Origin of the sequence: Desulfoluna sp., from assembly GCF_030145185.1 — a bacterium.
In the GTDB taxonomy this organism is placed as follows: domain Bacteria; phylum Desulfobacterota; class Desulfobacteria; order Desulfobacterales; family Desulfolunaceae; genus Desulfoluna.
Map to the genome: position 1 here is coordinate 1 of NZ_JAQYWB010000050.1, position 11,331 is coordinate 11,331.

Genomic DNA, 11,331 nt, shown 5'->3' on the forward strand with positions numbered 1-11,331 from the left:
CGGTATTCTGTCTGATTTTCTCACCCTTCGGGCGAGCCGGGTGCACTCATCTGCCGCGTTATCAGAGCTTTGAGGTAAACCACTACATCTTCAGCTCTGATGCCTTGCATATGAACGCACCCAACTCGTGAAATATCCGGGTTAGGTTGAATTGTCGGGTGCGTTGCCGTATGGCTAATAATAAGTCTGCCGCCACAAGAAGGGCTCACGGCCAATATCCTGAGCCTGAATACCAAAAGACTCCCGGAGGCCGAAAATGGATGATTCCAAACCGTTGAATGCTGTAGGTGCTCACCCTGCGCCCTCCCCTGAACTGACATCCCTGCTCCACGAAATCGCAACCGTCATCCGCACCGCCCGTACAAAGGTCCAACGCGCCGTCAATGACGCCATGGTTCAGAGCTACTGGCAGATCGGGCGCCTCATTATTGAACATGAGCAGCAGGGCAACACCCGAGCCGCCTATGGAAAAAAACAGCTTCAATCCCTTTCGGAGAGATTGACCCAGGAGTTCGGCAAAGGCTTTGATGTAAGCAACCTGCGAAACATGCGGCGCTTTTACCAGGCCTTCCCAATTCAAGAGACAGTGTCTCTCGAATTGAGCTGGTCCCACTACAATACCCTGAGTCGCCTGGAAAACCCCGATGCCAGATCGTGGTACCAGCAGGAAGCCATAAACCAGCACTGGAGCGTCCGCGCCCTGGATCGCCAGATCGAAAAACTTTATTACGAGCGGCTACTCTCCAGCCAGGAGAAGAGCCCTGTAAGGAAAGAGGCCGAAACCAAAACGGATGAGCTTGTCGACCCCCCGTGCAAGCATTATCTCAGGGACCCTTACGTCCTCGATTTTCTAAACCTGCCGAACCAGCACCTGCTGGAGGCCGACCTGGAACAGGGCCTTCTGGACAACCTCCAGGCCTTTCTGCTGGAACTGGGCAAGGGGTTTGCGTTTGTGGCCCGCCAACAGCGCCTCCGCACCGAAGACCAGGACTTTTACATCGACCTCGTCTTCTACAATTTTAAGCTGAAATGTTTTCTCTTGATTGACCTAAAACTGGGCAAGCTCACCCACCAGGACGTCGGTCAGATGGACAGCTACGTCCGCATCTATGATCACCACCACCGGGACTTAGCCGATAACCCCACCATCGGCCTGATCCTCTGCAGCCAAAAAAGCGAGGCCGTTGTTAAATATTCGGTACTCACAGATAACGCGCAACTCTTTGCCGCCAAGTACCTTCCGTATTTGCCCACCGAAGCGGAGCTGAAGCGCGAGCTGGAGAGGGAGCGGGAAAAAGTCCAGGCGCAGTTGGAACACGACCGGGAAGAAGGGGATCATGGGTAAGGGGGAGTGGTTGGTGGACGAATATCACTCTTTCGTTGCGTCTTTCCCGCGAAGGCGGGAATCCATGTCCTCTATGCGATGCAGCCAAATTTTATAACTCAGGTGATCAGGTCAACACAAAGAGGGCCAAAATGATGATCAAGGCCTATGCCACCCTATCGTCCCGATGCTCTCACCGCTCCCACCCTTAAGCCGGGCAGTGGTCATCAATCTGCCACCTTATGCTTTCCGACATGGATCAACATGGCGGAAGGCCGAGACGTCTTTAGGCTGGTTGTGGAGTCTGCACCTGCAACAAATCAGTTTGTGGAGCCCAATAGCCATAATAGACTCCAATAAAATTATTGTAGCGTCTGTACCCGTCACAACAAATCGGCTGTTCGAGGGGGAGAGGCGTTGTCCTATAATAAAACAACGCAGAGGTCTCCACCATTGACAGCCAAGCAGTTTCCCGATGCGCTTTGCCCCCACGCAGCAAGCGAAGACGGATCGCTCCTAACCCGGATATTTCACTATTCGAGTGCACCCATATTCAAGGCATCAGAGCTGTCACTGTGGGGGATGCCCCCGACAAAAAAGCCGCGACGGAGCACGGCGCGCCCAGGAGGGTGTCGTGCTTCCGACCGTAGTCAAACCCCTTGCGGTGTGGGCTTTCGGTGAGTCGTACTCTCTTTAAAGCCTCAAAGGCATGGATTTTCGGGCGCGCCGTGCTCCGCCGCGGCATAAACGTAATACCGATGGAAAGGAGTCGTTTGTTGAGATGTGATAACGGGTGTATGGAAAGTTTTTGAGGTCAAGGAACGCATGCAAAAGATACAGGCTACATCGAGTGATAGAGTCTCGATATATTTTCAAAACCTGTTTATCTAACTTTCTTGTCGCGCCGTAGCCCTTGGGCGAAGGCGAATCAAAAATCTGGCCCCCGGCAGAGCCGCCGGAGGCAATTTTAGCCGTTTTATTTAATCTTCATTCTTAACCCAACTTTGACTATAAAAAAGCATCGTTTTTTACACCCCACTTACCTGCGAGGAGCCCTTCCATGCCCAATCCCCCCCAAGGAACCCAATGCACAGACTGCGGAGCCGTCGTCTCATCAACCAACGGGGTTTTTCTTACCCATGACAATAAGCAGCGTTTTATCTGCTCTGCGTGCTTTAACGCCATGATAGCAAAGGGCCTTGATATTCCCTTTGAACACCTGGACTTCCACCCCGTCACCCTGGCCGATGTCGAAAAAAACGAGCACACCTTTCGGTTTTTTACCCGTCTTTTTGGGGACAAGGTCTCCATCACGGCCATTGAGGTACGAGAGGAAGAGGCCGAGGGGTATGAGTTTGAAATTATCGATATGGCGGTCTGCGACCTTTTTTCGCTCTTTGGACAGTTGATAGAGAAGATAAAACGGGGACTCGCCAAAAGGCATCTAAAGCCAGGGGGAGAAGACGCCCCGTACGATCTTACAGACGAGGCTGTGATCCGGGGACGAATAACTTGGGACGAGAAGACTGACGGGGAGAGTCCTGCTCTCATCATCGACGGCAAGAAGATGAGTTGGTACGAACTCGGGCAAATTCTGGCCAGCCACGAGGGGGCTCAGTTCAAAATGGAGATTTTTGATATGAGTGATGAAAAATGAACAACGCGCCATTTAAAATTGGGCCTTAATCATCGTTTCGGCCATCCGCCTTTTCACCCCCTGAACACTCGTCTTCCCTGGAGCGCCGCACTCCGGTGCGGCATGGACGAGGAGGAAGGAAACCATATCAAGGGTCTGTCTTTTGGTAACCGTGTCGATGTGAAAGGTAGGGTGCGCCGTGCGCACCGCTTAACGTCCGATAAGCCTGTAACGCCGCATTTTGTGATACGTGTTGAGACGGGGCAGGCCGTTTGCGTGACGTTGAACGGTGCGGGAGCCGCACCCTACGGGCTGAAACGTTTTTGCGAAACTTTTTGCAGAAAGAGGCCATGAGCCAGGCCACCGAATAACCATTCAAGGGCAACCGCAACCCGGCTTTTAAGGTATTTTTCGGTACAATGACATCGTCATCTCCTGCAACGACGGGTGCCGGGCTTCACCCTCCACGCGAATGCGGACGCATTTCAACCCGGAATACCGACAACCGTGGCGCATTCGCAAACCCGCTTTCGAGGTGGCACACCTCGCCGCCGGAGGCACTCTTCCCCCCCCCTATTTTACTCCCGAATCAGCTCCAACAGCTCTCCGGTAGACATCTTACCGCTGACGTCACTGCCTGTCAGCAGACTGTCGGCAAGGTCTCGTTTTCGGTTGTGCATCCCCACGATCTTCTCCTCCACCGTGCCCCGGGCGACCAGGCGATAGATGGTAACAGGGCGGGTCTGACCGATGCGATGGGCGCGGTCTGATGCCTGGTCCTCCACGGCGGGGTTCCACCAGGGGTCCATGTGGATCACATAGTCTGCGGCGGTGAGGTTGAGACCCACGCCGCCTGCTTTCAGGCTGATGAGAAAGACATCGCCTTCCCCTGCCTGAAAGGCGTCGATGGCTGTTTTGCGCTGGGCGGTCGGGGTGCTGCCGTCGAGGTACTGGTAGGCGACCCCGGCCTCATCCAGGGCCTTTCGAATCAGAGAGAGATGGCCGACAAACTGGCTGAAGACCAGGGCCTTGTGCCGGTTTTGCAGAAGCTCTTCGAGGATTTCGGAGAACACGCTCAGCTTGCTGCTGGGAAGCGAGACCTCTTTGTTGACCAGCTCGCTGTGGCAACAAGCCTGCCGCAATTTGGTAATCTCCGCCAGGATCTTCAGGTGTTTTTTGCCCGCATGGGTCTCGTCATCGTCTGAGATCCGTTCCAGGGCCTGCCGGCGCAGGGCCTCGTAAAAGGCCATCTCCTCTTTGCTTAAGTCAACATCGAGCCGGATCTCGGTGCGGGCGGGCAGTTCCTCCATCACCTGGCTTTTGAGACGGCGCAGCATAAAGGGCTGAATCAACCGTTTCAGGTCCTTTCTCGCCTGGTTTTCTCCATGTTTTTCGATGGGGATCGCAAACTTTTTATTGAACCGCTCAAGGGACCCTAAAAGACCGGGGTTGATAAACTGAAAGAGGTTCCACAGCTCGCCCAGGTGATTCTCGATGGGCGTGCCGGTGAGGATCAGCTTAAAGGCCGCGTGAAGCTGCATGGCCGCACGGGATCGCTGGGTGGCGTTATTTTTAATGGCCTGGGCTTCATCCAGGACGGCCATCTGCCAGGAGACGGCCGATAGCAAGGCGGCCACGGTCTTCTGCTGCATCAGGCCGTAGCTGCAGACCACCACATCAAAGGGTCCGGCCGCGTCCAGAATTTTTTTCCGGTTGTATCCGGCCAGGGAGATAAAATGTAAGGTCGGCGCAAACCGCTGGGCTTCTGCCATCCAGTTCATGCACACCGAGGTGGGGGCGATGACCAGGGAGGGTCCCTGCGGGGCATGGGTCACAAGCATCGCCAGGGTTTGGAGGGTTTTTCCCAGCCCCATGTCGTCGGCCAGGCAGGCCCCGACCCCCCAGGCTGAAAGGCGACCCATCCAGTGATAGCCCTCCTCTTGATACTCACGCAGCTCCGCATCCAGCGTGGAAGGCACCGGCGGAAGCGCCTCCGTACCCTGTTGGAACTTGGCGATATGGGCTTTCCACGCCTTATCGGTTCGCACCTTGTGTGCGTCCTCAACCACGCCCTCAAGGGCAAAGGCCGCCAGGGGATGAAACCGGACGCCCTTGCCATGGGGCTCCGAATACCGTCCCAGCTCTCCCAGCCGTTTTTGAAACGCCTTGGTCAATTGCACGAACCGGCCTTTTCCGATCTCGACAAACCGGCCTGGACTTTTTTCAAACAGGGTGAGAAGGGCCTTCATGTCCAGGGTGAGCTGTTCATCCACCTCCACACTGCCGGTCATGGCAAACCAGTCGTCCTCTTTTTTGATGTTCAACCGGCACTGATGAAGCGAAGCCGTCCCTTCCAGGGTAAAGGGCTTGCCTTCGGGCCAGGAAAGGATGATACGCTCCCCTTGCGCATCCATCTCCTGGATCAGCTCCAGGGCCTCCTCCACCTCGGGGAAGCACCACTCACCCAGCTCCGCTTCCGCTCGTTGCAGCGAGGGACAGGCATCGACAAGGGCCTCCACCTCCGCGCCCTCCTGCAAAAGGTCCCGCGTGGTCGCCACCTGACGCCCCTTAACCTGGGCGATCACGTTTTTTCCCCCACGGCCCGGTGCATAGGAGGGGCCGCCATCGCCAAAGGGCCGAACCACCAGGGAAGCCTTCAGGCCCTGCCCCAACGGCGAGAGATGCACATGAATATGTGCATCCGCCTCGGTCTCGGCGATCTGGCCGTTGCTGCCTTCGATGTCTGAAACAATGGTGATGTCACCGGCCAGGGAGCTGATCACCTCCCGAAGGGTGGCCTCCCCCGAAGCCGGCACCATGAGCCCATGGCCCAGAACCTCGGCGATCTTGCGATAGTTCGTATCTAAAGTGATCAGCTTAAACCGGGTCGGCGTCTCTTCAACCACCTGATGGCTGTCCGTCTCGACCCTGTAAAGATCCGGCTCCGGAAACAAGGTTACCTCCAGCCCCTGGGCGCCCTGGTTTTCGATAATCAACTCGGGCTTGCCTTCAATCAGCTCCACCCGGGTGATGCCGTCATCTAAAAAAAGAAGCGGGTGTCCCACGGCATCGGGCAGAGGACTGCCATTAAAGACATACTCCACATTGGTGTACCAACCATCCTTATAGTGATGGGCGTAGATATGGCTGCAGATTTTCTTATCCTGATCGGTCAGGTAGGGGAATTGGTGAAGCTCTTCACACAGACGTTTCAAGGCAACGGCCCGGCCCTTGGTCCAATGCCCTTTGGCGTTGATCTTCTGCTCCCGGGGGCTCAGGCATGTGACTTCGTCATAATCCGGGTCAAAAAACCAGACCATACGCCGGTCATACTCCGGGACCTCGGATACCGTCCTTGCCGGTGCATGGTCATGAATCTGGAGCAAGGCCTTCAGGGTATGCTCCCAAACCTTGACCCCTTGCGTCAGTTCGGTCAGGCCAGTGGCCTTACTGCTCTCATTTTGTTCTTCCTTTGTGCCGGAGAGGCACTGGACCAAGCCTTCCAGCTCCCGGGTAAACCAGGAATACGGCCTCTTCGAGGCAGACTCATGCAACCTCTGAATCTTTTTCAGCTCACCTTTCGCCACCTGTTGATCCATCCAATAGCACGCAAAAAAGGTAAAAAATGGAAGGAGGTGATCCGCCGAAAATCCCCACCGATACTCCCAAGTAATCGTCTGAGTGATCGTGTCGACCCCCCTGGCCCGACCGGTCAGGCAATCCAGAACCATCTCCAGAAGGCTATAAACCCCCCAAAACCTCTCCACCGAACGCGTTCCAATGGCGAGATATCCCTTCGCCTGGTCCAGGCTCTCGCTGCTGCCCTCCCTGATCAGGGCCAGGAGAAAGATAATGCCCGTAAAATGGGGAAAAAAGATCTTCTTGCGGGAGCGTGAGCCTTTGTTCAAGAGCACCAGCGCCGCTTCATAGCAGGCGATCGCCTCAGCATCCCGGCCGTCTTCAAAAGCGAGCCATCCCTTCAGGCACAGGCTGTTTTCTGGATTCGCCTCCCCTTGAGTCTCCAGCCAGGCATCCAGACGCTCGCGCTGGCCGGTCAGCATCCATTTTTCAAGGACCACGCCCTGCAACACAGCCTCACACCGATCTGAGCCCTCGTCCACCAGCTGCTCCGCATAGCCGGCGTGGGGGGCACTGTTATCCCAGGACATCTCATCCGCGACCAAAGGCTCCATCAGGTATAAGGTATGGATCTCCGGTGACAGCAACCTGAACCAGTCCGGGTCAAAGGGGCGGCAGCAGATCTCTTTCCAAACCGAAAGCTGTGTCATGCCCTGGCTGATCCGCTTTATGTGGTCGTGATACAGTTCGGTGGCCTGCGTCACCTTCTTCTGATAAAAAAGGAGCCGCATGACGGCGACCAACCGACCTATCTCCAGATTCTGAGAAGAACAAAGCCCCTCATCCGTCAGCGCCAGGACCTCTTGAATGGTTTCAGCCATGGCCAGAAATCCCGTGTCGCCCGCCAGCCGCCGGGTGATGGGCTCAACCACGCGGCGGTCAACCACAAGCAGGCTGCGGCTTTTCCCCTCCAGGATCCCCAGGCTCAACAGGGAATCGAGCTGCGGCCGAAACATTTTGAGCATGGCGTTTTTTTTCCCTGAATCGAAAGCCTTGCCGTTATCCGTTCTCACCTGCAAGGCCACCAGGCAGGCCAAAAGCTGGGTCTGGTTCAACCGCTGGTACGCCATCGATAAAACCTCAACGATCTTTTTCTCTAAAGGAGGCAGCCGGTCATATGCCGACATCAGGTCCGGGGGTGCTGGCAACATCAAAAGGTCTCCTGTACGTCATCGGTTAAGGCGATTGCGCGGTAAAAAAGCAGCCTCCGGCGGCAAGGTGTGCCACCTTGAAAGCAGGTTGCGAATGCGTTTTGCCCCTATGTCACGGCGTAGCCGCAGGCGAAGACGGATCGCTTGTCGCGCCGTAGCCCATTAACGTTCGTCGCGTGGTAACGCATAGACATGGGCGTAGGCGGACTTGTCACGCCGGAGGCTTTTGCGTAGGCGGATTCCTCGGGTCAAATCACATCCGCTTTTAAAATGAAATCTAATCGTGAATAATTTTTATAACCTGTTTGTTAAACTTTTCAAAAGTTTAGCCCCCGTCAGGGCCGCCGGAGGCACAAGCTGAATAGTTACAATGTGCGTTCATCTACGATGTAAAGAGTTAAAGAATCAAAAAAAAGGAGGCGTCCAACGCTCAATGGCTTCCGAGACCCCGCAGGTGTCGTTGTCCGAAACGGTGGCAAAGGCCGACTTCAAATCGGTGGGCGCGTTGCCCACCACAAAGCCCTGACCGGACCAGTGGAGCAGATCTTCGTCATTGTAGTCGTTGCCCACGGCCATGGTGTGGGAGACCGGGATACCGCACAAACCGGCAAGGTAGGAGACGGCTTCACTTTTGCAGATCCCTTTGGGGAAGACCTCCAGCCAGGTGCTGGTGCCATTAAAAGGCGAGGTGGTTCGGATCACGGTAAAATCGGCCAGGGCCTCTGAGACCGAGGCAAAAAGGTCACTGACGCGTGTCTCAGGCGTGATGGCGAGAAACTGCGACGCCGGACCGGAGAATCGGCCGCCGATGGGCTCTGAGAGTCCCTCGTAAAACGAGAGCCGGGTATCAAAATCGGAATTTTCAGGGGTGTTGCGATGGTAGACAAACCGGTGGCCGTGGGGCATGGCCCCATGGACCATGTAGTCGAAGCCGAAGGAATCAAAGACGTCCTTAATATAGAGGCAGGCTTCATGGGAAAGGCTCGCCTCTCGGATCATGTTCTCCATCGGGTTGGGATACCGGGCGATGCCCACGCCCGTGGAAAAAACAAGGTAATCCACCGGCAGATCTGCCGGAGCCGCCTTCATAAAGGAATAGAGATTGCGCCCGGTGGCGATGACGCGGATCACCCCGGCCTCTCCCAGCCTGCGGAGGCTCTCCATATCTTTTTCCGCCACCGTGCGGTCGCTGCGGAACAGGGTGCCGTCAAAATCGGTAATCATCATACGCTGCATGGGTCGTCTGCCCTCGGGTTATAACTGAACATCACATAAGCTGAATCGTTACGGTAAAAATGCATCCTACCATGATTCCCATGTCGGCTCAATTTGGAACACCAAAGGCTGGAGGCCGACTGCCCGCGGCTCAGGGTCTACCCCCAAAGTCTGAGCGCCCCTTCCGGGGTGAACCTCCTGTCAGGTCGGAAACATTTGACTTGAGTGACCCCAACCACGTATTATTCATAGATTAACACGCCACTGGAAAGAGCAACCCTCCGAGCCCCAAGCCATTCACCGGCAAACGGCCACGTCGTGCCGTGCATCTTCCCCACCCTCAGGTCGACGGGTGTCACCCGGAGGCCGTTTATCGACGGCGGGGTGCGTCTGACTTTTTTGCGAGGCCATCATGAAAAAAGCGTTTGATGATATTATTAACACCATCAGCGAGGTGGTGTTCGGCAAAACCCACGAGGTCAAGCTGGCCATTACCTGCCTGTTTGCCGGGGGACACCTGCTCATCGAAGACCGGCCAGGCATCGGCAAGACCACCCTGGCCAAGGTCCTCTCGCGCTCCCTGGGGTTAGACTTTACCCGCATGCAGTACACCAGCGACATGCTCCCCGGGGATCTTCTGGGCGTCTCCATTTTTGACCAGAAGAGCGGCAGCTTTGTCTTTCACAAAGGCCCGATCTTTACCCAGGTGCTCCTGGCCGATGAGATCAACCGGGCCACCCCCAAAAGCCAGAGCGCCCTGTTAGAGGCCATGGAAGAGTGGCAGGTGACTGTGGAGGGGAAAAGCTATCCCCTGGCGAAACCTTTTTTCGTCATCGCCACCCAGAACCCCCTGGAGCAGTCCGGCACCTATCCGCTGCCAGAATCCCAGCTCGACCGTTTTCTCATGCGGATCAGCGTTGGCTACCCGGACCGGAAAGCCGAACGGGAGCTCCTCGAAAAAGGGAATCGCAAACACGTCATTGAAAAAATCCAACCGGTGCTGGACACCGAGCAGGTCATGGCCATTCGGGCCGAAATTGCCAAGATACATGTCTCCGGCTCCTTTTTAGACTATGTGCAGGATGTCCTCGATTTTACCCGCAACACCCCCCACTTCACCCAGGGGCTCTCCCCGAGGGCCGGACTCGCGATTCTACACACCACCCGCTCCTGGGCCTGTCTCCAGGGACGGGATCACGTCATCCCCGAGGACCTCCAGGCCGTCTTCCCCTATATCGCCGGCCACCGTCTTCTGTCCCGGGACACCCGGGCCGAATACACCTTCCAGCAACTTCAGAACCTCCTTAGGGAGGTACCGATACCGTGAGCGGAGTCCTTCGACATGCCGCCCTAAAATTCTGGGCACGGGGGCCACGCCGTGGCGTTCCTATCCCCCTTCGCAGCGTCCGCATCTACATCCTGCCCACCCATCAGGGCGCCCTCTTCGCCGGGGTGGTACTGGCCATGGTCGCCGGATCCATGAATTACAACGACAACGCCGGATTTCTCTTTGCCTTTCTCCTGGCAGCCATGGCCTTGATGTCGACCCTCTACACCCAGAAAAACCTGAAAGAGCTCACCCTGGTCTCGGAAAAGCACGACCTCGCCTTTGCCGGGGATCGCCTCTGGTTTGACCTGGCCCTCAAGGCCAACACCGCCTCCCGCTACAAAATTTCAGTGGGTTTTCAAGACGAAGAACGCATCACCCGGGATGTGCCCTCAGGAGAAACCGTGACCTTTCGCGTCCCCCATGCCACAGAAAAACGGGGGCTCTTTCACCCCGAGGGCCTGATCCTGAGTTCCACTTACCCCTTCGGGCTGTTTCGCACCTGGGTGGTGATCCGCATCAACACCGACTGCCTGGTCTTTCCAAAGCCCTTGACCCATCCCTTTGTGGTCGCCCAGGATCCCAGCACCGGTGACGGCACCGGAGAGTTAAAGCGCCCGGGGACCGATGATTTTAAAGAGCTTCGGCCTTACCAACCCGGAGACCCGACCCATCGCATCGCCTGGAAAACCCTGGCCCGCGGGCAAGGCGTCTGGACAAAAACCTTTGAGGCGGACCATGGCAGCGCGGTCTTTATCTCCTGGGGCCACATCCACACCCCCTCCCGAGAGACAAAAATCCGCCACCTCTGCCACCTGATCCTGGAAGCCCACCAACAAGGGCTCCCCTATGGGCTCATGGTGCCCGGCATCACCATCAAACCGGCCGAGCCCCGCAACATCGCCCACCGGGACCGATGCCTCACCTCGCTGGCCATGATGGCATAGCTCGCGAATGCGGACGCATTGCAGCCCGGAATGACCGGTGACGAAACCCGATGCGCATTCGCAAACCCGCTTTCAAGGTGGCGCCACCTTGC

The 11,331-nt window shown here is 56.4% G+C and carries 6 protein-coding genes; 4 read left to right on the plus strand and 2 right to left on the minus strand.

Annotated features, from left to right (window positions below; genetic code table 11):
- The first annotated feature begins 256 nt into the window (after positions 1 to 256).
- The gene (locus tag Q1Q75_RS15765; RefSeq protein ID WP_300672566.1) at positions 257 to 1,345 is read left to right on the plus strand and encodes a PDDEXK nuclease domain-containing protein; all 1,089 of its coding nucleotides are present in this window, start codon (positions 257 to 259) and stop codon (positions 1,343 to 1,345) included.
- Between the two features lie 1,039 nt (positions 1,346 to 2,384).
- Positions 2,385 to 2,981 carry a hypothetical protein gene (locus Q1Q75_RS15770; RefSeq protein WP_300672568.1) on the plus strand — a complete coding sequence of 199 codons (597 nt, stop codon included), beginning with the start codon at positions 2,385 to 2,387 and terminating at the stop codon, positions 2,979 to 2,981.
- Between the two features lie 557 nt (positions 2,982 to 3,538).
- Here the strand turns inward: Q1Q75_RS15770 and Q1Q75_RS15775 are convergent.
- Together Q1Q75_RS15775 and Q1Q75_RS15780 are read right to left on the minus strand one after the other, a co-directional pair.
- Positions 3,539 to 7,750, minus strand: coding sequence for a DEAD/DEAH box helicase (locus Q1Q75_RS15775; RefSeq protein WP_300672570.1), 4,212 nt, complete (start codon positions 7,748 to 7,750; stop codon positions 3,539 to 3,541).
- Between the two features lie 405 nt (positions 7,751 to 8,155).
- Positions 8,156 to 8,986 carry an HAD family hydrolase gene (locus Q1Q75_RS15780; RefSeq protein ID WP_300672572.1) on the minus strand — a complete coding sequence of 277 codons (831 nt, stop codon included), beginning with the start codon at positions 8,984 to 8,986 and terminating at the stop codon, positions 8,156 to 8,158.
- Between the two features lie 391 nt (positions 8,987 to 9,377).
- On the opposite strand from Q1Q75_RS15780, the gene Q1Q75_RS15785 reads away from it, so the two are divergent.
- Together Q1Q75_RS15785 and Q1Q75_RS15790 are read left to right on the plus strand one after the other, a co-directional pair.
- The gene (locus Q1Q75_RS15785; RefSeq protein WP_300672574.1) at positions 9,378 to 10,292 is read left to right on the plus strand and encodes a MoxR family ATPase; all 915 of its coding nucleotides are present in this window, start codon (positions 9,378 to 9,380) and stop codon (positions 10,290 to 10,292) included.
- Positions 10,289 to 11,239, plus strand: a complete 951-nt coding sequence (locus Q1Q75_RS15790) for a DUF58 domain-containing protein (RefSeq protein ID WP_300672576.1) — start codon at positions 10,289 to 10,291, stop codon at positions 11,237 to 11,239. The genes Q1Q75_RS15785 and Q1Q75_RS15790 overlap by 4 nt, the downstream gene beginning before the upstream one ends.
- The last annotated feature ends 92 nt before the right edge of the window (positions 11,240 to 11,331 follow it).

Excerpts from the sequence above, each read along its gene's own strand:
- Q1Q75_RS15780 (WP_300672572.1), bottom strand. The coding sequence starts at position 8,986 with ATGCAGCGTATGATGATTACCGATTTTGACGGCACCCTGTTCCGCAGC.
- Q1Q75_RS15785 (WP_300672574.1), top strand. The coding sequence starts at position 9,378 with ATGAAAAAAGCGTTTGATGATATTATTAACACCATCAGCGAGGTGGTG.
- Q1Q75_RS15770 (WP_300672568.1), top strand. The coding sequence starts at position 2,385 with ATGCCCAATCCCCCCCAAGGAACCCAATGCACAGACTGCGGAGCCGTC.
- Q1Q75_RS15775 (WP_300672570.1), bottom strand. The coding sequence starts at position 7,750 with ATGTTGCCAGCACCCCCGGACCTGATGTCGGCATATGACCGGCTGCCT.
- Q1Q75_RS15765 (WP_300672566.1), top strand. The coding sequence starts at position 257 with ATGGATGATTCCAAACCGTTGAATGCTGTAGGTGCTCACCCTGCGCCC.